Source organism: Pseudobacteroides sp. (assembly GCF_036567765.1).
In the GTDB taxonomy this organism is placed as follows: Bacteria; Bacillota; Clostridia; order Acetivibrionales; family DSM-2933; genus Pseudobacteroides.
In genome coordinates this window covers 1-24,768 of sequence record NZ_DATCTU010000123.1, presented here as the reverse complement: position 1 = coordinate 24,768, position 24,768 = coordinate 1, and the positions used below count along the sequence as shown (strand labels likewise).

The 24,768-nt window shown below is 33.6% G+C and carries 19 protein-coding genes and 2 pseudogenes; 11 read left to right on the top strand and 10 right to left on the bottom strand.

Features of this window, described 5'->3' with window-relative positions; genetic code table 11:
• Positions 1-379: 379 nt before the first annotated feature.
• On the bottom strand, positions 380-721 hold the full coding sequence (locus VIO64_RS21360) for a hypothetical protein (RefSeq protein WP_331921771.1): 342 nt from the start codon (positions 719-721) through the stop codon (positions 380-382).
• Between the two features lie 119 nt (positions 722-840).
• Positions 841-2,529, bottom strand: coding sequence for a dockerin type I domain-containing protein (locus VIO64_RS21355; protein ID WP_331921770.1), 1,689 nt, complete (start codon positions 2,527-2,529; stop codon positions 841-843).
• A gap of 342 nt (positions 2,530-2,871) precedes the next feature.
• Here VIO64_RS21355 and VIO64_RS21350 point away from each other — a divergent pair, with 342 nt between their 5' ends.
• A complete protein-coding gene (locus VIO64_RS21350) occupies positions 2,872-4,389 on the top strand; it encodes a dockerin type I domain-containing protein (RefSeq protein ID WP_331921769.1) in 1,518 nt (505 codons plus the stop codon).
• 283 nt (positions 4,390-4,672) lie between these two features.
• Here VIO64_RS21350 and VIO64_RS21345 read toward each other — a convergent pair whose 3' ends face one another.
• Entirely contained in the window at positions 4,673-5,269 is a 597-nt protein-coding gene (locus VIO64_RS21345) for an ABC transporter permease (RefSeq protein WP_331921794.1), read from the bottom strand.
• A gap of 856 nt (positions 5,270-6,125) precedes the next feature.
• On the opposite strand from VIO64_RS21345, the gene VIO64_RS21340 reads away from it, so the two are divergent.
• From VIO64_RS21340 to VIO64_RS21305, 8 genes are all read left to right on the top strand, one after another.
• Positions 6,126-6,365, top strand: a complete 240-nt coding sequence (locus VIO64_RS21340; protein ID WP_331921768.1) for a plantaricin C family lantibiotic — start codon at positions 6,126-6,128, stop codon at positions 6,363-6,365.
• Positions 6,366-6,497: 132 nt separating this feature from the next.
• Complete coding sequence (locus VIO64_RS21335) at positions 6,498-9,620, top strand: type 2 lanthipeptide synthetase LanM family protein (RefSeq protein ID WP_331921767.1); 3,123 nt, start codon at positions 6,498-6,500, stop codon at positions 9,618-9,620.
• A gap of 39 nt (positions 9,621-9,659) precedes the next feature.
• Entirely contained in the window at positions 9,660-10,577 is a 918-nt protein-coding gene (locus VIO64_RS21330; RefSeq protein WP_331921766.1) for an ABC transporter ATP-binding protein, read from the top strand.
• The gene (locus VIO64_RS21325; protein ID WP_331921765.1) at positions 10,570-11,307 is read left to right on the top strand and encodes a hypothetical protein; all 738 of its coding nucleotides are present in this window, start codon (positions 10,570-10,572) and stop codon (positions 11,305-11,307) included. The genes VIO64_RS21330 and VIO64_RS21325 overlap by 8 nt, the downstream gene beginning before the upstream one ends.
• Positions 11,308-11,322: 15 nt before the next feature.
• Positions 11,323-12,042 carry an ABC transporter permease subunit gene (locus VIO64_RS21320; RefSeq protein ID WP_331921764.1) on the top strand — a complete coding sequence of 240 codons (720 nt, stop codon included), beginning with the start codon at positions 11,323-11,325 and terminating at the stop codon, positions 12,040-12,042.
• 33 nt (positions 12,043-12,075) lie between these two features.
• A complete protein-coding gene (locus tag VIO64_RS21315) occupies positions 12,076-14,223 on the top strand; it encodes a peptidase domain-containing ABC transporter (protein WP_331921763.1) in 2,148 nt (715 codons plus the stop codon).
• 267 nt (positions 14,224-14,490) lie between these two features.
• On the top strand, positions 14,491-15,774 hold the full coding sequence (locus VIO64_RS21310; protein ID WP_331921762.1) for a glycosyltransferase: 1,284 nt from the start codon (positions 14,491-14,493) through the stop codon (positions 15,772-15,774).
• Between the two features lie 33 nt (positions 15,775-15,807).
• The gene (locus tag VIO64_RS21305) at positions 15,808-17,085 is read left to right on the top strand and encodes a PIG-L family deacetylase (protein ID WP_331921761.1); all 1,278 of its coding nucleotides are present in this window, start codon (positions 15,808-15,810) and stop codon (positions 17,083-17,085) included.
• A gap of 40 nt (positions 17,086-17,125) precedes the next feature.
• On the opposite strand, the gene VIO64_RS21300 is transcribed toward VIO64_RS21305, so the two are convergent.
• Both VIO64_RS21300 and VIO64_RS21295 read right to left on the bottom strand, forming a co-directional pair.
• On the bottom strand, positions 17,126-17,965 hold the full coding sequence (locus VIO64_RS21300) for a DUF7164 domain-containing protein (RefSeq protein WP_331921760.1): 840 nt from the start codon (positions 17,963-17,965) through the stop codon (positions 17,126-17,128).
• Between the two features lie 162 nt (positions 17,966-18,127).
• Positions 18,128-18,637 carry a hypothetical protein gene (locus tag VIO64_RS21295; protein WP_331921759.1) on the bottom strand — a complete coding sequence of 170 codons (510 nt, stop codon included), beginning with the start codon at positions 18,635-18,637 and terminating at the stop codon, positions 18,128-18,130.
• A gap of 471 nt (positions 18,638-19,108) precedes the next feature.
• On the opposite strand from VIO64_RS21295, the gene VIO64_RS21290 reads away from it, so the two are divergent.
• Positions 19,109-19,330: a YmaF family protein gene (locus VIO64_RS21290; protein WP_331921793.1), complete on the top strand. Its 222-nt coding sequence runs from the start codon at positions 19,109-19,111 to the stop codon at positions 19,328-19,330.
• 561 nt (positions 19,331-19,891) lie between these two features.
• Positions 19,892-20,125, top strand: a pseudogene (locus VIO64_RS21285) (integrase core domain-containing protein); the annotation flags it as partial.
• An 881-nt stretch (positions 20,126-21,006) separates the two neighbouring features.
• On the opposite strand, the gene VIO64_RS21280 reads toward VIO64_RS21285, so the two are convergent.
• The 5 genes and pseudogenes from VIO64_RS21280 to VIO64_RS21260 form a co-directional block, all read right to left on the bottom strand.
• Positions 21,007-21,975, bottom strand: a complete 969-nt coding sequence (locus VIO64_RS21280) for a DUF6273 domain-containing protein (RefSeq protein ID WP_331921758.1) — start codon at positions 21,973-21,975, stop codon at positions 21,007-21,009.
• A gap of 1,136 nt (positions 21,976-23,111) precedes the next feature.
• A pseudogene (locus VIO64_RS23180) lies at positions 23,112-23,247 on the bottom strand (RHS repeat-associated core domain-containing protein); the annotation flags it as partial.
• A gap of 97 nt (positions 23,248-23,344) precedes the next feature.
• On the bottom strand, positions 23,345-23,632 hold the full coding sequence (locus VIO64_RS21270) for a hypothetical protein (protein ID WP_331921756.1): 288 nt from the start codon (positions 23,630-23,632) through the stop codon (positions 23,345-23,347).
• Between the two features lie 65 nt (positions 23,633-23,697).
• Positions 23,698-24,576 carry a transposase gene (locus VIO64_RS21265; protein WP_331921755.1) on the bottom strand — a complete coding sequence of 293 codons (879 nt, stop codon included), beginning with the start codon at positions 24,574-24,576 and terminating at the stop codon, positions 23,698-23,700.
• 9 nt (positions 24,577-24,585) lie between these two features.
• A partial coding sequence (locus VIO64_RS21260) for a hypothetical protein (protein ID WP_331921754.1) occupies positions 24,586-24,768 on the bottom strand: 183 nt, incomplete at its 5' end.

The window sequence follows — 24,768 nt, the reverse complement described above, 5'->3', positions numbered from 1 at the left end:
GATTCAAACAAATTATATCAGAGCCATATTTTTGAGTCAACACATTGAAAGCAAGTGTAAAGAAATTGTAACAGAACTGAAATAATTGATGATATATTGTGTAATAGTCTTGTAATCTGAGAAATAAACAAACACCATAAGCAATTTGTATTATGGCGTTTGTTCTATATTATTTAAGATTCATTATTCGTATAGTACTACAGAGATTCACACTACAATACAGAGTTTTTAAAAGATTGGTGTTACATCTGTATCTATTGGTACAAGTGCAATATTAGCAAAGCCGGGATAGGGAACAAATTTCATTGTGTTAACTGCACCATATTCAAGATTAATTTCGTCATGCAAATCATTAAGCGTAACAACAATTTGCTTTCCCCTAATTATAGCATTGACAGTTGCACCTGTAAAATAATTTCCTGAAGTAAGTCCAGTAATTGTTCCTATCCCCTTCTATAATAATTCTAGCCTTTCCTGTACCATCAGGCTCTATAGAAGCTGACACAACCCCTTTGGGGACCATATTGAAATCAATAGCTATTGTATCATCATTCTTAACCCTTTGGCCTGATATACCAGTAGACGAAACTTTACCTGCCATAAAAACAGCACTTCCCGATATCCCGTTGGTGTTCTCATTTAGGTATTGACCGTTGAAGTCCTTTAGAATTATAAACTCAACTGGAAGTGTTCTTATTATCACATTTTCCAAAATATCCACAGGATTCTCAGTTGTAAGCATAATGGTACTGGAGCATACAGCAGAACCAATTAGCGATGCACCTTTGATCGCTATTTCGTACGTCCCTTGATAGAGTTTGATACTTTCAATAAGATTGTTTAATTCTGTTGCATTAATCTTCCTTCAAACTTTACAACAATACTGTTCCAATCATAAATTGAGACAGACTTTATATATGTTTTAAATGATGTACCAGAAGCAAGCGGTGACACGATATTTCCCGTAATCAACGTGCCAAGAGCTGATTTAGTTCCTATTGGTTTTATAGAAGTTTTAATGCACACCTTTGATAAATCCGTATAAACGCTGAATGTATTTTGAGGAACAGTAAATTCAATATACTGCATATTATCCACATCAACAAGCTTTGCTGATAACGGTATGAAATTATCGATTGCTCTATCTGTTAATGTATATCTGAAGTCATCTGCCGATACTTCTAAGAGCTTTGGACCTAATACTTTTACTCTTAAGGAGTTATCTGATGTAATTGCCAGATCACTATTAATTATTGTTACCGGAGACTCTAATTCTACTGTTTGGGCTTTCCCAAGATTAATGATAATATTACCTGCTTTATCTGCCAAAGCTTTAATTATGGTACCTGTAATATACCCGAATTGAAGTGCAGCATTAGATGTAGTTTCTCCTCCCGGACCTAGGGTTATAATAACAGCATTACTATCTGTTGGTGAAACTTCAATTGATGAACCAATCGGCAATGCCTCGTAGGAAATTCCATTAGAAGTATCATTATCCCATTTATAGTTCTCAGGTAAAAGAACGGAGAATGGTCCTTGAGTAGCCATTTCTTCATTATATACAACTAGCATTTTATTTTTATTAGCATTGTCATAATGTACTCTTTCGACGCTTGGTGAGGTCACATCAAAAAATTTAATGGCATTCATCTCAGGTTTCATTTCCTGACCTGAAGCATCTTTTATTCCATTAATGTAAATTGTATATTCCCCCAGCTGTTTTCCTAAGAGAATAATAGTTGTAGTCCTGTCAGCAACGGAGTAGGTCGCATTAGATATGGTTATTATTTTTTCATCGTTATTTTTAATAGTATAATATATTTTATTTGATGCATCTCCATCTTTGGGAGATGTCACTCCGGGTGTTGACTGCATGTCTTTTGAGAATGTAACTTTAATAGTGTACTCATTAACAACTTCAATGCTATTAACAGCTGAATCCTCAATTGGAGGATAGCTGTCTGATGTAGAATTAAAATGCTTTGCTATTAAAAGAATATCCACCATATTTATAGCTTTATCCTTGTTAAAATCCTTGTACTCGTTATAATCTGGACTTTCATATGTGGCATTAAAGGATTTTGCCATTGACATTATATCTTTTAAATTGACTATACCGTCCTGCAAGATGTTGTCAGGAAGATCCCCCGCCCACATCTCAATAATATTTATCTGTTTGGATAACTGTGCATCAGTTATTTTGATTTCTCTTGCCAGGTATCCAATCTTGGAAATATTTAGTGTGTACTCGGCAGCGTTTTTCGGAACATTATAAATCTCAAAATATCCTCTGTTATCTGTTGAAGCAGTCAGCTCTGTCCCTATTAATTTTACTTGAAAGCCAGATTTTATGGCGGAATCATATGACGAAGAATACTTAAAATCTACATCGACAATTCCAGTAATTTTATTAAGGTTTAACTCCGGTAGTATAAAAGTATTGCCTTCACTTAAAGCAATTACAGTAAAGGCTAATTGCAGCATTATCATGACACCTATAATTATTGATATTTTGCATTTTTTCATTTGGAATCTCCCATTACTTTCCTTACAATATTTCATATCTACTGTTTTAATATACCACAAAACATTGCTTACTTCATAACTTTTACCAATATATCATATATAGTTTCTCGAGCCACCGAAAATTTTGTGCTATTTTCCGGAAAAGTTTAGTATTGATTTTTGCGTTATACCGCATGAATCTAAATTGACATAATAATTATATAATGGTATGCTTTACTAGGAATTAAAACCCATCTGCAAAATTTATTACGTTCCAAGCACGTAGAGTTTTATTAATCTACGTGTTTGTTTATAAATAGATTGAAAATCAGTAATACATAGTATAATTGGAGGTTTAAAGAAATGAATATTAAAAGTTTAAAAAACAAACTTTTTTCTTTATTAGTGATTTGTGTGATATCAACTAACATTAATTTTGGATTCGCATTACCTTCACAATCAACTACAAATCCAACAGAAAAAGAGCATCAGACAGTCACACAATCAATTTATGGCTCTACTAGCATAGAGTATTGCAAACTGAGCGGGTATATTAAACCAGAGTTCTCAAGTCTATTGGATAATGATATAAGAAGCGGTTTTTTTATTAATATAATGGGAACAGAATATTGGTCGACAACAGATAAGGCTGGTTATTTCGAAATTACTAATATACCTCAAACATACTCAGTATATGATATCGTAGTTAAAAAGTATGGATACCTGGAAAGGTCACTAAAAAGTATACAATTTATAGGGGATATAATTATAAGTTCCGCTGATGTTCCTATAGACATGTATGCAGGAGATATCCCAATTAACGGTATTAATGATAAATCCATAAATATGTCTGATGTTATGAAAGTTGCACAGCATTTCAACTCTGTAAAGGGTAGGAGCAATTATACTTATTCTTGTGATATCAACAACGATGGTGCTATAAACCTTACCGATATAATGGTTATACTAAGGAATTTTAACAAGACTTCTAACGATTATCCGGAATATGATACGCCTAAAAAATTAAGTATTTTGAAATTCGGATCTTTAAATAATTACCTGGGTTCTATGACAACAGAATTTCTTGATCCGTACACCTGCCAATATGCTCCAAGACTAGACATGTCAATTAATAGATATAATCCTGCATGTGAGTCTATTGGCGAAGATTGCTATGTTGTAGGTGGCGTCTATAAAACAAGTAATCAATATAGCTATGTAAATAATATTGATGTATACAGCTTAAAAAACAATAAATGGATCACAAAAGGATTTCTTAATATAGGAAGGGAAGCACCCGGTATCTGTTCATACCTTGATAAAATTTACATCATAGGTGGTATGACTGATAGTGCTTATCCGCATATTACAGACTCTGCAGAGGTATTTTCCTTAGATAACAGCAAAACAGATTTTATCCCCAACATGCTTGAGGCAAGGTGGTTTCCTCTTTGTCTGCAAAGTGACGGCTATATTTACTGTTTAGGCGGAGTAATCCGTGAGGAAGGAATAAACAAAACAACAAAAACACTACAAATCTTTGATATTGATAAAAATCAGTGGTTTTACGGTCCTGCTATGATTTCAAATGAAGGAATCTGGGGCGGTGTTGTTTATAGCAACAACATTTATATTGTTAAGGATTCTTCAATCGAAATTTACAACATCTCAAAAAGAGAATGGACTTCTGTGCCTAACACTTCTGGGATAAATAAAACTGAAGATGTTTTAGCCGCTGAGGGAAAGGGCGGGAAGCTATTTTGTGTATTCTCTGATTCTGTTAGAGTTTACAATCCCCATAATAACCAATGGACAATACTAGCAAACACATCGACCGATGATACTAACTTTGGGCTTGGTATAGTCTGTAACACAAAATAAAAATAGTTATTGAGCCATCAAAATGGCAGATATAATGGTGTCTTTATAAAATTGATACCCTATAAAGACACCATATTTATAAAAATAAATTTATTGTGCCTTTAATCTATAAATAACAACAATAAAGGGATACCGAATCGGCATCCCACTGAAACGTATCAACATATCACTTCACATTTAATACTAGCTCCTGAATATTACCTCTTCCTTGTAAAACATACGTGAAACCACACCAAGAACAACCCCAACATAAACTATCGATAAACCAAGGGCTAATAATAAATTAAAATACTGTATCACACCCTAGCACCATCTTAAAAGCAGCTATGGTGTTAAGGACAGGAATAGCAAACATATAAACCGGTATTTCTGTCGGTTGCATATACATTATTGAATACCCGGGCAGCATTGCAACAATTATTAGAAAGGACATATATATCTGTGCTTCTTTAAAGGATCTGGCATATGTACTGAGTGCAACCTGTAACCCTGCAAATGTTGCTCCTAAAGTACAGGATATAAGTATTCCCAGTATTATTGCAAGCGGTGGAATGGAAAATCCCACAATCTGATCCCCTGTACCCATAGTCAAGAAATTCGGATTCAGCTTATAGCCTATAATAATTCCAACTAATGATGCTATTAAATTGATGAATGAGAACAGGGTAACCGCAAGGTATTTACCTATAAGGATGGAATGCCTCTCAGGTTTAGTGGTCAGTAAAGGCTCAAAAGTATTTCTTTCCTTCTCAGCTGCCACAAGGTCTGTAGCTGGTGCTACACCGCCAATAACCATAAGTATACCGATCATCAGCGGTAACATCATTGTCAGCATTTTTCCTCCCGACCTTTGATTTTCAGCAACATTGTCTTCTACGATTCTGACAGGTTCTAAAATACCAGTGTTTAGGCCATGAAATGCTATCCTTTCGTTTACAACTGCTTTAGTAAATTTCTGAATCTCCGCAGCAATTATACCTTACGCTTCCGTCAGACTTTGTATTTGACTTATCATATATAATTTTAATATCAAAAGGTTTTCCTTCTTTAAGTTTTTCCGAATAGTCTTTTTCGAAATCAAGTACAATTCTAACCTTACCGTCTTTAACTGCCTCTATTGGATTATCTTGATCAACCAGTTTAATATTAGAATTATTCTTAATAATGCGATTTTGTACAAACTGCTTTAAATCCTCTGTTTTTGAATTTTCAGACAGGGCGATTGTTACATTCTGACTTATATCTTTTTGCAGCTTATCTGCACCCTCCCCTATTAATAATAAATTGATAAATTAAATAAACAACCTGGAGCACTCCAATTTATGTAAAAGATAGAGCGTAAACTCCATCCCAAACATCTTATGCTTAAAATAATATAATAACCGAGCTAACCTCATAATTTATACTAATATACCATTACAAGTCGTTTATTGTATTTATTTAGTAATTATATATAATATTTTCCAATATGTAAATAGTTCTTGCATTAATTACCATATTATATTTTCCAATTCGACAATTATCACCATATTTGACCGCCAATTCGTTTGATTGTGTCCACCAATTATTGACATATGTAAATAAAAGTATATAATATTAATTATTAGATAATATGGAATATTTCTTTTTAATTAGCACAGCTTCAGACTTTCCATATTAATTAAAACATGACTTAGAAACCACATTTTATTAATAAAGCAGTGATTTCAATTTATATTTTTTGGAGGGTAATAATTATGATGAATTCAAATTTATTAAAGAACCATATTTTAAGAAATAAAGTAAGCAAAGAAGTAAATAATCCTGCAGGCAATCTTGCTCAAGAAATACAAGAGCAAGATTTAAACGGACAAGCTGGTGGAACTTTATGGACTACTGTAACTACAGTAACAGTAGTAACTCCGACTCCCGTTGCACGCTGCGGCCGTGTTTACACCGTATCGGCTGAGTGTAATGGTGGAACAAGATGTGCTTAACTGTTTAATAAAGAAACAGTATTAATTTGTCTGTAAATTGGTTTCTAAGTCATTTTACAAAAAAACAAAAAAATTCGATATAATTTTAAGCAACACTATTACCCTTCCGAACTAAACACGAGGAGCTTTTTAATGACTGATTATAAAAGTAATACTGCGGAAACGTATTTACAAGAAGTTTATAATATTACATTTGATGATGTAATAGATTTTTGGATGACACTGTTTCCAGAAATAAAAAAACCCAGTGATTTAATAAAAATATTAAAGGATTATTCAGGAACCGATTTTAAAGAGTTGAAAAAGGAATATCACACACCTCATCAAAATGATCTAAGTTCCATGTTTAGTTTCTTAGAAAACCTAGATCACTCTGATTCATATTTTAACGCTATTTTTAGCAGAGCTGCCAAGACTTACAAATGGGTCTGGTTCTTTAGGCCTATAATCAGGTATCACATCAATGATTTTTATCTTTATATAACTGAATCGGATTTTATCGTTAATAAAGATGAATTTCTTTTTGAAATTATTTGTACTATACTTGGCAACCTTAATGATATGTCTTATAGAGTGCTTATTCTGGAAACAAATATTGCCAGAATGGATAATAGACTATTGGGTGAAAATTCAACGCAAAAGGCAGAATACTTTGCTAATACATTATTGAAAGATGAATCATATTTAAGGTCTTTATACGACGAGTATAATGAATTAACCCGCTTAATGAAGATAAAGGTAGAAAATACATGCAAATATTTGAAGGATATTATTCGCAATACAAAAAATGAATACAATAATCTCTCTGACTGTTTTAGTGAAGGAAAAGGCCTTGGCAAAATAAGAAGCATTGTTTTGGGTACCGGCGATACTCATAATGACGGAAAGTCAGTGGCATGCATAACATTTGATTCGGGCGTACGCTTAGCCTACAAACCAAGGGCTTTAGATTTGGAGTATAAATATTTAAGTTTTATTGACTGGATAAATCAGCAAGATATTCACTGCTTTTATAAATTAAAGTCCCCTAAAGTACATTACATTGATAGTGCAGGATGGATGGAATTTATAGATCATACTTATTGCCAAAGTCCAAATGATATTGCAAGATTCTACAGCCGTATAGGTCAATTATTGTGCTTATTGTATTTATTCAACGCAAAAGACTTTCACTATGAGAATTTAATTGCACATGGCGACCAACCGGTACTGATTGATTTGGAAACACTATTTCACCCTGAAATACTTAATATAAACATGGAAAGCTCAGATGCTTCTACTGTGGCTATGCGAATAATAAATAGCTCAGTAAAGGGAATTGCATTGCTTCCTACTCAGATAGTCAATCAAAAAAATAATAAAGTATTGGAAATAGGTGGCCTGAGTAATGAAAATGAACAGGTTGCACCTTTTAAAAGTATATTTATTAAAGATATTGATACCGATGAAATTAAAGTGGAAGCTGGTTATGGCTATATACATTCAAAAGACAATAGCCCCATTATTGACGGGAATAACGTAAAATCAGAACAATATATAAAGGAAATAAAAGATGGGTTTATTTATACATATAAATGGATACAGGAAAATAAGGACTTATTCAAGGCAACAGTCAATGATATGTTTGAAGGATGTCTATGCAGGATTTTATACAGACCTACAAACATATATATGCAACTGCTTAGCACAAGCTATCACCCTGATCTGTTAAGAAATCCCATAGACAGGAAGGTATACCTTCACAGAATCGGCTTGGTTACTGATGAGGATAAAAAGGATATTGCTGTATCTGAACTTTCCCAGATGCTAAACGGTGATGTACCTTATTTTTCGGTATATCTAGAAAAGGATAAGGTACTGGATGGCAGTAAGAAAGAAGTTGCCTCTTTACCAATGGGCTCAACACTCGGTACTGTCACCGGAAAGATTGAAGGACTTTCTGATCATGATTTTAACCGACAGTTGGCTTTGATAAATTGCAGCTATAACTATAAATCAGAGACCGATGGCAGATCCGAAACAAAAATTAGATTCCAGGAGTCGGTGGAATGTATTGAAATGCATAATGTATTGATTCGCACTGCAAAAACTATTGGCGATTTCATCTTAGAAAAAAGTATTGCCGGTAAAAAAAATGGGCAAATTGATAGAACATGGATAGGCCTAATGGAGATTATAAAGGATTATTATGAAATTACAAATGTAGGAAACGACATATACTCCGGCAACTGTGGAATTGCCCTGTTTCTGGCCCACTTGGGAGCAATAACTGGAGAGGAGAAATACACTGCAGCTGCATTTGAAACTATTACTTCCGTAATAAATTATATAGAAGATATAAAAGATATTAAGAAGGAAAAAATCGGCTTCTTCTGCGGAATAAGCGGATGGCTTTATTCAATATTCCATATAGGTAAAATTTCAAATAAAAAAGACTTAATAAACTATGTTTATAATAAAATTTATATAATAAAGGAATTACTGGCTTTGGACCAGCATTATGATATTATTTCAGGCTTGTCGGGTTCGATGGGGGCAATTCTTTCAATTTATGAAAAATCAGAAGGCAGCCATGTTAAAAATTTACTTGTTGATATTTGTGTTAATATTTATAAACTTATAAAAGAAAAGATTGTTGTTTTTGAAGAAAATAGGGGAATTACCTGGGGTGAAGAAGGTTTTGTAGGGTTCTCCCATGGAAATGCCGGAGTTGATTCACAGTTGATTAGATTATATAGTATAATAAACGACGATGACCTTTTAGGTGTGCTGAAAAGCTCACTTTGCTATGAGAGAAGTATGTTTGACGAGAAGTACAACAATTGGCGTAAGCAGCTCAACAAAGAAGGATATTCCAATGCCTGGTGCCATGGTGCACCTGGAATCTTACTTTCCAGGCTTATGCTTATAAAGTACGGATACACTGATGATATGATCATGAAAGAAATTGACCTAGCAATAAAAACAGTCAAAGAGAATTCCTTTGGAAATGATTTTTGCCTATGTCATGGAGATTTAGGCAACCTCCGTGTATTGAATTATGCAGCTTATATTCTGGATGATACTTCTCTAAAGGCAAGTTGTTTATCCACCTTACAAAAATTTATCAGCGAATACTTCAATAATAGATGGAATGGCGGCGGTTTTTATGAAACGGAAAATTCAAGTCTGATGACAGGATTGGCAGGCCTAGGCTATGGGATCTTGCAGTTTTATAAACCAGGTTTTTTACCTGAAGTTTTATGCATCGAATAGCATCCAGCAAACATATACAAAATTGACAGGGAGAAGATTATGGATAATACTATCTTATCAGTTCAAAAAGTAACAAAAAAATATAAAAATCAAACTGTATTAGACAATGTAGATCTTTCTATTAATAAGAGTGAAATTGTGGGTCTAGTTGGTCCCAATGGTTCGGGTAAGACTACTATTATGGGAATTATTGTGGGCTTAATAAAAAATTATGAAGGGAATGTCCTTATTAATGGTGAGAATATACGAACACACAAAAAAGGCAAGGCCAAACAAGTGGGATGTGTTATTGAAGCTCCGGGATTTTACCCCAATATGACTGGTTATGAAAACCTAAAGTTCTTTTCCCATGTGTTCGGAGGAATAAAAAGTTCAGAAATCGATGAGATGGTTAAACTCCTAGGGCTTGAGAATTCTATTCATAAAAAAGTAAAGAACTATTCACTAGGCATGAAGCAAAGACTTGGTATTGGTCAGGCAGTATTGGGTTATCCCAGTCTCCTTATTTTAGATGAGCCTACCAATGGTCTTGATCCCAATATTATACCGAGCATTAGGCAGTTTATTAAATATATGGCCCGCGAAAAAGGTTTGTCTGTATTGATATCAAGTCACATACTAACGGAAATCGAAGCGATATGCGATAAAGTTGTATTTATTAAAAACGGGAAAGTAATAGAGGAGTTGCACATAGATTCCAAAGAAGTTGAAGACAGCATACCATATGTGTTTGAAACCGAAAAAGCAGAACAACTGCAAAGCTTCCTTAAAGCAAAATCTATTAATTGCTCTATTGAAAACGGGGAAAACGTTATAGCTTTTTTACCTCCTAATGAAATTGAAAAGGTGATAAGCCAAATTATACAACAAGGAATTGCTCTACGGGGTATGTATAAGCAAAAAATAAGCTTAGAAGACAGATTCATAAAAAGTATAGGAGAGAATACAATTGAGTAATATTATTAAACTTTCAGTCTATGAATTTATAAATGTTGTTAAAACCAGGGGTTTTTTATATGCAATGCTGATAGGAGCATTATATATATCATTGTGGATTTTTATAAGCCCCAAGTCATTCTCGAGCTATAATTACCAATTTGAATTTTTCAGAGTTATAAATTTTATTATTTTATATTATTCATGTGCAGTATTAGGTAAAGAATTTACCTATGGAACATCCAACATTTTATTTACAGGTGCACTTACTCGGACTCAGGTTCTACTGGAAAAAATATTTGTAATATTAAAATTCGGTTTGTTTTTTTGGCTTTGCTCTCGATTTATTGAGATCATAGTGCAGCTCCGCATATATGGAAAACTGGATATTGCAGTCCTAATCGGTAAAATTACAATATTCTCTTTAATTATCTATTTGCTGATAAGCTTTGTAATAGGTTCATTTGGTCTACTAATATCTATTGCTATGCGTAAATTTACAAGTACTTTAATTATAACCTTGAGCGTTTTCGGAGTATTACAGCATTTCATTCCGATTTTTATAGAGCTCCGAACAAAGGAGCACTTAACATTAACAGAGCAAATCATTACTAAAACACCAAACTATACTATATTTTCCTGGGTGCAGTTTTGGGATATAAGTGCTATTCAAGTTTTAACAATGCTGTTATGGGGTTTCTTATTCTTCATTACTTCATATATGGTTATCAATAAAAGAAGCTTAAGATAGAGAGTTGGAGGAATTATGAGTAAGGTGTTTAAATTATCATATATTGAGCTAAAAAAATATCTTTTCAGCTATATAGCACTGTTTTTATTAGGTTTTACAATAATTTCAATATATTTTCTTCCTCCCTTTAATATAGTAGTCGACAAGACAAAAGTCACAATGCTGTATCTATTACCTTTTATAATGACGGTTATTTATTCACACATATTAAGCAAGGAGTTTGAAAACAAGACCTTTAAAGTGCTTTTTACCGGCACTTTGACAAGAATACAGGTAGTTTTGTATAAAATGTTTACAATCATAGAGATAACTATTTTATTCGCAGTACTTTACCAAGCCCTCATACATTTATCAATGTTATTGTCGAATCAACCATTGTCTTTAAACATATTACTCAAAGATATAATGAATTCGATTTTTTCATTTTTAGTATACGCTACTATTGTAGGGTCTTTTGCATTTTTTGTTACTTCAGTATCATGTAAATTCACAACTACTTTTATTGTAACATATATTTGTTTCAATGATTTTATTGAAAACTTCCTTTCTATAGTGGTTGATAAAACAAAGAATGAAATCATTAGATCCATAGCAGAAAATATTCCCTTTACAGTAACGGCAAACGGATTTTATTCGCAAAGCTATACTGCCATGCAGGTCATAATTCTGCTGGCAATATCTGCAGTATTATTGACTGCTGCGTGCCTGATAATAGAAAAGAGAGACTTTAGATGACACGATGATTATTGAATATAGAGGTATTTGCAAATGATTTTTTTAAAAAGAAAAGTTCCATATGTGGAATCTCTTCAGCTTACAGAATGTGGCTTGAGCTGCGTGTGTATGATTCTGAGATACTATAAAAGTTATGAGACATTACAGGAACTACGCAGCTATTTAGATATAGGGAGAGATGGAAGTACCCTCAAACAGTTAAATGGATTACTGCAAAAACTGAATTTTGATACAAAGCTATATAAAAGTCCTGCCGAAGGGTTAAGTCAAATAAAATTACCTGCAATTCTGTTTTGGGAGAATAGCCACTTTGTTATACTAGAGAAAATTAACAGCCGCTATGCTTATGTCGTTGACCCTGCATATGGGAGACGAAAATTTGAACTTGATGAATTCAAAGCTTTATATTCAGAGTATGCTTTAGCAGGGCATCCAAATGAAGAATTTGTCCCTTGTAAAAAAGAGAAGAGCATCTGGTTTTACTTTTTACCGGTAATTTTTCAAAAAAAATTGCTGTTCTTGATGATCTCATTACTCTCAGTTTTCACATATTTGTTAACATTAGGGATGCCTATTTTTATCCAGAAATTGATTGATAATGTTATTACGAAAAAAGATGTCGGCTATATAAAAAATTCACTCATCTTTTTGGGAGTATTTTCATTAATATACATAGCGATTAATTTTATAAAAAATAAAAATTTAATCAGATTGAAATTGCATATTGATGAGTCTGTATCAACAGGTGTATTCTATCATCTCCTAAAAGTGCCTTTTAAGTTTTTTGATATTAGAAATAAATATGACATACTTTATACCCTAAATAGCAGTTTTATTATACGTGAAACATTTGCAAACCAAATGATTAATGGAATTATTGACTGCGGTGCCGTATTATTTATTATATTTTATATGGCTAATCAGTCTATAGTATTAACATTTGTCTCAGTTATTTTATTCCTTGTGAATTTAATACTAATTGCTATAAGCCAGCCTTATGTGGCTGAATATAGTAAATATCTGATTACAGAGCAGGGAAAAGTGCAAGGTGTGCAAATAGAATCAGTTTTTTCTATTCTTGGAATAAAAATGTCCGCTATCGAGAATGATGTTTTTAAAACTTGGAATAGCAAGTATCAAACTTATCTCAATAAATATTCCTATAAGGAAAAAGTGAATAATTATATTGATATATTAATGTCTTTTATTAAAGTAATTTCGCCTTTAATAATACTGTCGACCAGTGTATACCTCACAATAAAATCTCAAATTACCATTGGTCAGACTATTGCCTTTTATTCTCTATGCAATACTTTTTTTTCATTATCCAACTCTGTATTTAACATTTGGTTTAGCTTTATAAACAGCAGCTTATATTTGGAAAGATTGGGCGATATTATTACGACAGAAAAGGAAAACATATCTGAAGATCTGATTAAAGCTCAAATAGACGGAAATATTAGGCTGGATAATGTTTCATTTTCCTATTCAAAACACTCAAGCCAAGTTATAAAAAATGTAAGCATAGAAATACCTAGCGGTAACAAAGTAGCCATTGTGGGAAAGTCAGGGTCTGGAAAAAGCACCTTGGCGAAGTTGTTGGTAGGATTGTATGCACCTACTGAAGGAGATGTTTTCTATAATAATATCCACATAGATAAGCTTGACAAGGGATACTTAAGGAGCCAAATGGGGATAGTACCTCAAGATATTTCATTATTTAACAAATCAATATATGATAATATTGCAATGGACAGGGGAGAAATAACTTTAGAAAAAGTGGAAAGGGCATGTCAGATAGCTCAAATAGCTTATGATATCAGTAGTATGCCAATGGGCTATAACACTTTAGTTTCTGAAATGGGCATGAACCTATCAGGCGGGCAGCGGCAAAGAATTGCACTTGCAAGGGCAATATTGAATGAGCCTAAAATACTGGTTTTAGATGAGGCAACAAGTTCACTGGATTATTTAAATGAAAAATTGGTATCGGATTATTTCAAAAGTATCGGTTGTACTCGAATTATTATCGCTCATCGGTTATCTACCATTGTAGACTCAGATATAATTTTTGTACTAAAAGATGGAAAGGTAGTTGAGCAGGGTACACATTACGAACTGTTGAGAAAAGGCGGTGAATATTCGGTGTTATATCAAGCCAATAACAATGATATCTCATAACTAGCTTTAACTGGTGAGAGAGTACCCTGCCAAGGTACTTTATGGAATTATGAATTTACCACAAAATATATTGTTGAACCAAACTTTTTATATCTCTTTTTCCAACTTTATCTATTCCTCAGTAATATATTGAAAATATAAAGTCAATAATACCATTTGCTAGATTCGAAGCTTTTATTCTTTGTAACTGTTTTATTTAACACAGAATAAGATATAAGGTAAAAAATATCATTGATTTTTAATTAAATTTTTATGGAGGAATAAATAATGAAGGTGGCTATATTAACTATGTTTAACGGTTTAGATAGCACATACTCACTGGTAAATGTTGTAGCTGAACACTTAAAAATATTGCTCGACGCTGGTATACAAACTAAGGTCCTAGTTAGTGAGGATTGTAATGATAGTGAAAAATACGGAATATTTCTTGATGATAGGATAGAATGGGCTAAAGTTGCCAATAGAGTTAATGGACAATTAATCCATTGGTATGATTATTCTAGTCCAACTGGCAAATTACATGACACTTTTTTTGAAGAAGCCGATGTAATTGCTAAAGATTTAATTGAAAAATTGGCTGATACTGATGTGTGTATTATGCATGATATTCATTATCAGGGTTGGCATTTGGTACATAATGTAGCAATAAGAAAAGCCCAGGAACACTTAAATAAGATAAGGTTTATCGCATTTACCCATTCGGCACCGGTTAACCGCCCCTCTAAAACAGAATGGCCTTTTTCTGCCCGATATACACCTATGCCCAATACTATTTACGCATATCCCACACTTTCTGGATTACCAGCATTAGCGAAACAATATAATGTATCGGAAGGGAAATGTTATGCAATAAATAATAGTCTGGATTTACTGTCAGGTATGAGTGAAGCAACAAAATCAATTTCATCGCAATTCGATATATTATCACCAGATATATTAATAGTCTATCCAGGTAGACTCACACAAGGTAAAAAATTCGAAAAAGTTGCAGCTTTCGCCGGTGCAATGAAAAGAAAAACAGAAAGAGATGTAAAAGTTATTTTCTGTGATTTCCCTTCCAGTGATATAAATCCTTTAACTTACAAAGGATTAATAAAAGTTATGGGATATAATTTTGGAATTAATGTCCAAGATATAGCTTTTACATCTGATATGGGTTATCCCAATGGGTTTCCAAGAGAATCTGTATTAGAGCTCTTTACACTATCAAACCTTTTTGTATGTCCTTCATTTTCAGAGTCATTTGGACTTACCATACTTGAAGCGGCAAGTAGAGGAAATTTTCTCATATTAAACCAATCAGTCCCGGCACTTGAAGAACTGGGCAAAAAACTTCATGCGTATTTTATGAGGTGGGATGCAAGAAACTTTGGCTATGATACCAAGGAAAAATACAATCCTTCAGAGAGATTTTATCTGGAAGAACATGCAGAAATAGTTCTAAACTTAATGCTTGATAATAGTGTGATTTTCGCAAAGGCTATGGTCAGGCAAAGATACAGTCCCAAATGGGTTTGGAAGAATCAATTAGAACCTTTATTGGAAATCTAGTATATTGCTTGCTATAGTAGGGGGGTCTAACAGGTGAAAAGTATTATGATATTTGCACCACATCCTGATGACGAGGTACTTATGACTTCAGGAATAATCGAAAATGCTGTTATAGAAGGAAATAGAGTCAAAGTCGTAATTCTTACGAATGGGGATTATGGGGCAAGTAACAAAATATATGGTCAAATACGCTTAAGCGAATCTATAGACGCTTTAACCTTTCTTGGATTAAAAATTGAAGACATTGTTTTTCTTGGATATGGAGATACAGGAATGTCCAAGGAAGATAGCTTTCTAAGAAAATTATATTACTCTGAATCTGATACAGATATAATAAAAACAAGTGTTGGATCGCAAACATATGGTATTTCCTTAAATTCAAATCCCAATTTTGCCTCATTTAAGGATTTCCATAGTTTACTATATGGCACACCTGGTGATTACAATAAAAAAACTATAATGTCGGATATTGAAGCAGCAGTTAAAATGAATTTACCTGATGATATATATGTGACCTCTCTTTACGATGGCCACAGCGATCACAGTACTGCATATTTATTTGTTGTAGATTCAATAATTAATATAAAGAAACAGATTCCTAGCTATTCACCTAAACTGCATGAGAGTCTTATTCATCCTGTAAATGGGGATGAAAATTCCTGGCCATCAAGGGAGATTGACCCATTTTCCATAATTCCTTTTACAAAGCCTCCACAATTAGAAGATCTTACAACCTTAAAATGGGAATCAATAGAAAGTATTCCCGTTCCTGATAATATGCAAGTAGTTCCGCGTGAATTTAATAAAAAATATCAAGCAATTAATAAATATTATTCGCAAATTTATGCTCCGTATTATCTTAATTCTTTTGCAAAAAGCAATGAGTTTTTTTGGGTTAGAGACTTTTCAAACATAGCTTTAAATGCTGAAGTTGAAGTATCTTCGGAGAATTCAGATTACGGTCAGCTAGGTACTAAGGCGATAGACGGTATAAGGGACGGGTACCCACGCTATACTGAGAAGGAGTGGGTTACGACAGGAGAATTGAATGGTGCCTGGATAAAACTAAGTTGGCCTATGCCACAATGGGTAAAATGTATTGTGCTTTATGACAGACCTAACCTTATTGATCATATAGAAAAGGCAACATTGACCTTTAGCGATGGGGATTTTATTGAAGTTGGACCCCTAACTAATAATGGAAGTGGTGATGTTATATCTTTCCAACCAAAGTCAATAACATGGATTAAGCTGATAATTTCACAGGCATCAGGCGAAAATATCGGCCTATCAGAATTTGAAGTATATTAGGGAAAATGCCAAGTCACTAATATAAAAGGTGCATGTTTTACTAAGGTATCTCAAGTTTTGTTTTTAGTGCAATATACAAACAGTACTCTCTAACTTTATTTGCATCTAAATCATCTATTTTATATTGATCATACTTACCGCCTTCAAAACAGAACTTTGAAAATAAATTATCTGTATGCCAGCAATGTATATGTGGATGATTAGTAATATAGTCATCACTAGTGCTATCATAATCTAACCTGCTTCCATCTATACGTACTGTATCTACCAGATGATTTACTGCAATCTCGGTGCTATACATTGAAGTCACTCCACGGCACCATCCAGGCCAACTGCCTTCATTGTCTTTAAATTCTGAATTGATAATATGTTTTGCAATAAGAACTGCTAATTTACATACTTCCCTCACTAATTTAGAACTTCCATAATGGCTCGAACCTATATTAAAAATTCCTTTGTGTTTAAGATTAAAGAGTTTTGCAATTCGCTTTATATTCTCCTTAGTCTCATTATCGTTAACATAAGAACCTTGCCCAACTGTATAATAATCGGGATAGAAAGAATTCCACGAAGGTGCTAAAAATACATCTGCGTCAGTACGAAGTAATAAGTCATATTGCTCAAGAAAACTGGAATTATTATCAGCCAGGCAGCTTATTGAATTAATATAATGATAGTTCTTCCATTCAGGTAAATAACTTATAGGGTTATACTCAACCTTTATACAATCATCCGGTATTAAACTTAATGCTTCTCTTGTGCCAAATACAATTAAATCAGTATCTTTAGGCTGAATAAATTTTAGCGATTTGTAGAGGCATCCGAATTGAAGCATCAAATGACGTTTATTTTCTAGAAAAATAACAATTGCCCTACGCATAATGTCCCTCCGCTAGCATTAGAAAGAATGCTTTACATCAGTAAAGCATTCTTTGATTTTAGGAATTATGGCATATTTATGCTTAAAGTCCTCTGATGTCAGGACATGCAAACGACATAATTCCTTACAATTGGTTTGATCGCAAATAATTATGCTATAAAATTAAGCCCAATAAAAAGTTTCTGTTATCTCATCATAAATACGACGACAAGTTGTCGTTGTCGAAGTGGATGTTGTGCTTGTAGTGCTTGATGAAGTAGTAGTTGTCGTACTTGTTGTTCTTGTTGTTGTAGTACTCGTTGTAGTAGTGCTGGTAGTACTTGTTGTAGTAGTCGTAGTGCTTGTAGTAGTTGTTGTTGTTGTGCTTGTAGTAGTTGTTGTTGTTGAAATTATACCTAGAATATTTTCAAGCTTTGCTTGTAAAAGTTCTTGCGTATCAACAACACTATCCAATACACTCTTAACACTTTCGTTTATAGCCTCCAACTGTTCAATAGTTGGTTTGTTAGCACCTGTTAATCCCAAAACAAATTGTATCTTTTCAGCTTCTGCATTAATAACATGCGATAGGCCAATCTCTTCGAGTGCAATAGACGCAAGAAGTAAGTTAATAACGTCCTTGGTTTTAAGATCTATTTCAGGAGAAATATTGGGTATATTGGGTAATGACATATTAATCACCTTTCTTTATATTTTTTGTATCCATAATTTATATTATGTATACCTTTGTTATATAGTTCCATAATAAGTTCTGGTGATAAAATTGAAACTATATAACTTTCAATTAATTAGCAGCCATTTACTTGGCTATCAATACTTCTTTTAACTGAATTTAGTATATCTATATTAACAATATCATTAGACTTCTGTACATATTTATATGAGTTAACTGGTATGATAGGTTATAAGATAATCTTTTCAAAAATATACTTTACTGTATAAATTTGCGAGAGATGTTTTATGGAACAAAATAACTATTTAAGCAATATGGAACAAGAGACTTATGATTCTGCCGAAAATTCCAGCTGTAATCAAAATAATTCATGTCAAACTCATACACATGAGTTTTTAGGAAGTACAAAATTGGCGGAATAAGGCGATGAAAGACATAATCATCGTTTTGCTGGTGTCACAAGTGAGCTTATACCTGTAGCAGGTGATAATCATGTTCATGAAATATTAGTCAATACCGATTTCTTTGATCATAATCATGAAGTTGGTATAAGAACAGGAATAGCAGTTGATGTTGGAGATGGTAAGCATGTACATCTTGCACATGGTAATACAACTATGGTCGATGGGCACGTTCATGCTTTTATTTCTGCTACACTCATTCAAAAACCTTTATTACCCCCTGAAGATTGATATATTGATAGTATTAATCATGAACAATAGCATGCTTTAATTCACAAATTATATATAAATGTTTTGCATATGTAATCATTACAACCCACTCCGAACTTTCCCCAGTCAAGTTGACAGGGATGGTTCGGAGCGGGTCGTTCTATTTATATATTATGCTCATTCAGAGCCCACCCATAGTAATTTATTACCTTAACGAAAAATGTAGTTTATCAATCACACAACACATTTATTAACATAAAATATGGTAATTATAGAATTTGTATAAGCGGCTCGAAAGGTTAGTAGAAATTGCAAAAGTATTCAACAAATTCAGATGACCAATACTTCAGATCTGACTGCGATTTTAATAAGGATAACTCTATTAACATTGCGGATATAATAATTTTGGCAAAACATTTTAATGAAAATAGTAACAATTATATGCCAATTTCTTTATTTTAAAACCTTGTATTGTTATAGTAAAAAGTTATACTATAGTTGAGTAAACATATTGGAAAAGGCAGTCGAACAAACCAACTCAGAATACGGAACCAAGAAGTTTACAGTTCTTAGGCAATGTAGCTTTCTATGGATGGAAAGGGACGAGCACTAGATAATCAAAGGATAGAGCGGTTTTTCAGGTCATACAAATGGGAAAAGCTTTATCTGGAGGATTATGATGCTGGATCTCAATTAAAGCAGATTACAAAGGGCTATATAGGATACTATAGCAATGTAAGACCACATGAATCCTTGGGCTATGAAACACCAGCAGATATTTATTTTAATGTCAGAAGTATTAAAGCGGTTATTTAGGTCCATCCCGCGAAGCGGCGAAATTTTGAAAATTCCACTCGGGCTACACCCTCCCTACATTTTCAAAATTTCGATACCTAATCGACCTAGTGAAACATAAAATACAAACAAAGAAAGGAGACCTAACTTAGAGCAACAAAAAAATTGTCTTGACAATTGGGGGCATTGTATTTAGGGCATATTTGGCTTTTGGTTCTCGACTTCATGTTTATTATAATTTGATTGGAAGTTTCAGATTTCATAATTATTTCGATGTCCTTAGGATAGAAATTTTGCAAACCTATCATTCGCGTCAATGAGCACCACCACCATGTTTTAGATGCTCATAGTATATCATTGTTAGGGAGCAGTATTCAATATAATATACCCAAATCAACACCTAGAAGGAAAGTCTTAGAGCCATCAGTAATTCATTAAGGTTGTATTCCCACAATATAAGCATTGAAATATTTTGTGAGAGTTTTGCTCCATTTTGCACTCCTTATTTATTTTACTGGTTATATTTCTCACAATGTCCGATAAATTGAACTTTATCATAAAAACAGTTTATGTAAAAGACAAAAACGTTGCAAATATGGACTACTAGATTAAGATAAACGCAACACTTTCATATCATTCAAGAAAGGAATTTCTATACCTATTTTGTGCATTATAAAGTATAAATATGTTTCTGCAGTCTGCAGCCATGATATCGTGATATCTCTGATGGTTTCAAGAAAGAAGCCCTGGTACACTATCAAATGTACTCAAGGCTCTGATTTTTAGTAAAAAGTTAGCTACCACTCTCAGTGTGGTACCATCAGGAATAATGATCACATTATTACTATTTGTGCAATGAATGCGGCAAAATATACTTAAGTAAGACTCTCTAAAAATTATTGTTACTCACCTGATATTGGAACTATCTCATAAGGTTTATTCTCGCTTCCCTTTCCGCTTTTAACTTTACATAAATCCTTATTAAGTACTACCGCAGGGCAGACACCTGTGTATCCATCCGTAGGACAATTAGTTACAAGACCCGGAGACTTTGGCAAAGACCTCATTTCTTCGCTTAAAGCCCATATAGAATCACCAAAGCAATGTGGTGTTTCAAGCCAGAATTGACAGTAATCTTTATCACTAAAACCTCTTACAGTGTTTACTTTTACTGCTTCCTTTGTAGGCTTTCTTCTGCATTCCCATCCCCTATCCCACACGTATCGTTTTATCTCAACCGTTGATAAAAGGAAAACCTTGTCTGTGAAAGTCTTGTAATATATATTGCTATAATCCTTTTCTGCATCATCCAGCCTATTTGCTGCCCTTCCACTTTGTATTGGATAATACGAATCACTGCCCCCTTCTTTCTCTTTTTCATCTTTTTCAGAAAGAAGTACATCATGCTTATGATTTAATAAAATTTCCCTTTCATTTCTAGTAAAGTTTTTATCTGATAAAAATCCTGCTTCTAATTCGTATGGATTTCTCGATACATATTCTAATGAAGGAGGTACACCTTCCCATTTTATGACCTGATCTGAACTGTTAAGCCATTGACGCAAGTTTGCATCCTTCCAATAAACACGTATATGCTTATTTAACAGCTCAAAATTGTAAGTTTCCTCCCCGCCACCATTAGCTCCATTAAAAGGCTTTATGCATAAGATTCGTTCAGAAAAAAGCATTGGGTTACCACTCTTATCAAGGTTAATGATTCTCCATAAAATTGGTTTATCCAGATATTTACCATAGTATAGATAATCACCTATATCTAGTACTTTAGTACTGTTATCTTTAACACCAACACTACAGCTTAATAGTAAACCAGATATAGCAACTACTAATAACCCGATATACATTCTTTTCATTGAATTCTCCCCCCTACCATATGTCTCTCCAATAAGTTACTTTAACTTACTTCCGAGCCAATCTACAAATCCATTTTTTAGATCGTTCAATTTGCTTCCTGCGTTATTGAAAATTTCATCTGCCTTTTTTTGTACAGGTTTTATTATCTCATCAGCCTTTTTTTGTATGGGTTTAATTACTTCCTTAGCTTTCTTTTGTACAGGCTTAACCACATTATCACCAAACCATCCAGATGAATTCGTTTTCCTTTTTTCTATTTCATCAGCTTTCTTCCACGGCTCTGTCTTGTATATTTGGGAAATGCTTTTTTGTTCCATTCCTTTGGATACCCCTACGGTTGCTTTCGGTGATAACTTGTAGTATTTAGACGAGTCAACCTTTTTGTTCATCGCGTCTTTAAATAGAGCTGTACTGTTAGCAACAGCTTTATTGTAGTTATCTCTACTGGCCCTAAACAAATCATCGTAAAGACTATGTTGGTTTAAGTCCTGCTTGCCGTATACTTGAAACATAGTTATTTCACCATTTGAGTTTCTTTCTGTGTGTGAAGGGGTCCATGAATCTGTAAGATAATGTAATGCTTTTCCCAAGCTAAAATACGCCCCTTGTAAATCCCCTTTATTTTTAAAGTCAATAAAGTCTGCAACCCGCTTATTTGTTTCAAGAACTACCTTTGTATGGGTATCTTTCGCACTCCACTCACTGTCTGCCATTGAATGCCAATACTGAAGATTCCCATAGTGTGATTGTAACGTCGTAGTATCCTTTATTCCTGGAATATTTTTGGCTATTGGGCCAACGTAGCTGGATTCCCAGAACCAGTAACTTACAGTATTTTTTAGCCTACCAACCCATTCTACAGGTTCTTTTATAATATTGTAGACAAACTTTGCACCAGGTATAGATTTTATTTGTTCTTTAATTGTTTCTTTCACCTTATCCATAGCCTCAGAGAACTCTTTTTTTGCATCAAGGGAATTGAAAATTACTTTTCCCTTGTCATCTATTTGCAAGTCTGGTAAATCAGGCGATATCAACCCTGCAAAATATGCCTCCAGAGACTTTTCATCCAACTTATCAAGCATATTATTTTGTTTTAGAACATCATAACCAACCATAAAGTGATTATATAAATCTGCATGCCCTGTAGGATCCCAGTACATTATAGGTTCATTATGACAATAAGTGTATAAGTTAAGACTTAACGGATCACCTGGGTCGCCAGTATACGTGTCCTCCTGCAGAAATCTCGCTATCTGCGGATCATACATTCCTTAACGAAGTAATATGTACTTCAAATATAGTAGCCATCCGGTTTCAGATGGCTATATATGTTGAGTTTGTTTTCAAGGTTCAATTGTTTATGTATTAGGCTTTTCCTCCTTTGATTACTTTAATTTCAACTTCCTGAGTTTCTACCTTTGCAGAGAGTTCTTCAACTGCTTTTTTCACTTCTTTGACCTCTTCATATGTTTGATTATATCCATCAAACAAAGCTTTTGAGTTGTTATCCAGCTTGTTTTCAATCCTTATGATATCATTTTTTATGCCTTTTATATCACTATTTACAGCATCTATCTTATTGTCCATGGAGTTGAATTTTTCCGAAAACTCCGAATACATTTTAGTCATCAATTCAAACATTTTATCTTCCATTTTAATTTTTCCTTCCTGTAATTCAAGTATAAATATTATATCATTCTTCCATATGTTAAGAAATATTATCCTTTAATATTTTCTTCTTGTGGGTGTACATAGGGCTTACCGCTTTTCATAAGGCCGTAGACAATGTTTATAACCCTTCTTGTAACTGCCTTTATAGCTTGACCTGATGTTTTGCCTTGTGATATCTTCCGATGATAATACTCGTAGAAAAGACCGTTTACAGGCTTCTTTTTGTTTCTTCCTGCACTTATGTTTCTTGCTGCAATACCTTGGAAAATGTAATATAATCGGCGGTTTCCGAACCTGTTGCGGATATTTCTTTCTGTGTCACCTGATGACTGGCTAATAGGTGAACATCCAGCGAACTTTGCCAGCTTATCGGAATTTGCAAACCTTTTTATGTCGCCTACCTCGGCAATTATGGCAGCAGCAGTAACAAAATCAATACCTTTCATAGTTTCCAGTTTATACGGCAATGTTTTCATTAGTGCCTTAATTTCCTTTTCAATCATGGTAATTTCATTGTTATTGTGCTTTATTTCCTTAATCGTACTTGGAACTATAAAGTTTCTGGAATCCTGAAATTCAGTGCTTGTATCTCCATCTTTTCCAATTGCCTCTAAGATAAACCTTGCCTTTACAACATCAAAAAAGCCGCTGCTTTTCTCATAAAGTATTGCTCCAAGTTCCTCCTCTGTAATATCTTTTAGCTTGGATGGGGAAGGGAACCGCTCCCAGAATTCAAGACCCGTTGCACAATCAAAGACACTAAAAAAGGACTTATATGAGGGATAGTGCTGAATAATGTAGGATTGGACCTGATTTTTAAGAGTGATATTATCATTTACAATACTGGCCCGTTTTCTTACCAGTGTCCCAATTGTCCAGTAAATATCCGACTGTAGAAAGTCTGGTAAGGAGAACTCTTGCAACACTTTCCGCATCTATGAAGTCGGTTTTACCATTTGCGGGATTGCCTCTTCTTTCGTAAGTGTCAAACCGACTGTATCTTGAGTGAAGAGTAATTTATTGAGATAATACCTTAAAATAATAGTTCTGGGAGGTATTGATGTCAAGTAATATAAAACACGATATTTGGAAGGAAAGAATAGCTGATTATCGTTCCA

Coding starts and splice junctions, on each gene's coding strand:
- VIO64_RS21355 (WP_331921770.1), bottom strand. CDS start 2,529: ATGAAAAAATGCAAAATATCAATAATTATAGGTGTCATGATAATGCTG.
- VIO64_RS21350 (WP_331921769.1), top strand. CDS start 2,872: ATGAATATTAAAAGTTTAAAAAACAAACTTTTTTCTTTATTAGTGATT.
- VIO64_RS21340 (WP_331921768.1), top strand. CDS start 6,126: ATGATGAATTCAAATTTATTAAAGAACCATATTTTAAGAAATAAAGTA.
- VIO64_RS21335 (WP_331921767.1), top strand. CDS start 6,498: ATGACTGATTATAAAAGTAATACTGCGGAAACGTATTTACAAGAAGTT.
- VIO64_RS21330 (WP_331921766.1), top strand. CDS start 9,660: ATGGATAATACTATCTTATCAGTTCAAAAAGTAACAAAAAAATATAAA.
- VIO64_RS21320 (WP_331921764.1), top strand. CDS start 11,323: ATGAGTAAGGTGTTTAAATTATCATATATTGAGCTAAAAAAATATCTT.
- VIO64_RS21315 (WP_331921763.1), top strand. CDS start 12,076: ATGATTTTTTTAAAAAGAAAAGTTCCATATGTGGAATCTCTTCAGCTT.
- VIO64_RS21310 (WP_331921762.1), top strand. CDS start 14,491: ATGAAGGTGGCTATATTAACTATGTTTAACGGTTTAGATAGCACATAC.
- VIO64_RS21300 (WP_331921760.1), bottom strand. CDS start 17,965: ATGCGTAGGGCAATTGTTATTTTTCTAGAAAATAAACGTCATTTGATG.
- VIO64_RS21295 (WP_331921759.1), bottom strand. CDS start 18,637: ATGTCATTACCCAATATACCCAATATTTCTCCTGAAATAGATCTTAAA.
- VIO64_RS21280 (WP_331921758.1), bottom strand. CDS start 21,975: ATGAAAAGAATGTATATCGGGTTATTAGTAGTTGCTATATCTGGTTTA.
- VIO64_RS21270 (WP_331921756.1), bottom strand. CDS start 23,632: ATGGAAGATAAAATGTTTGAATTGATGACTAAAATGTATTCGGAGTTT.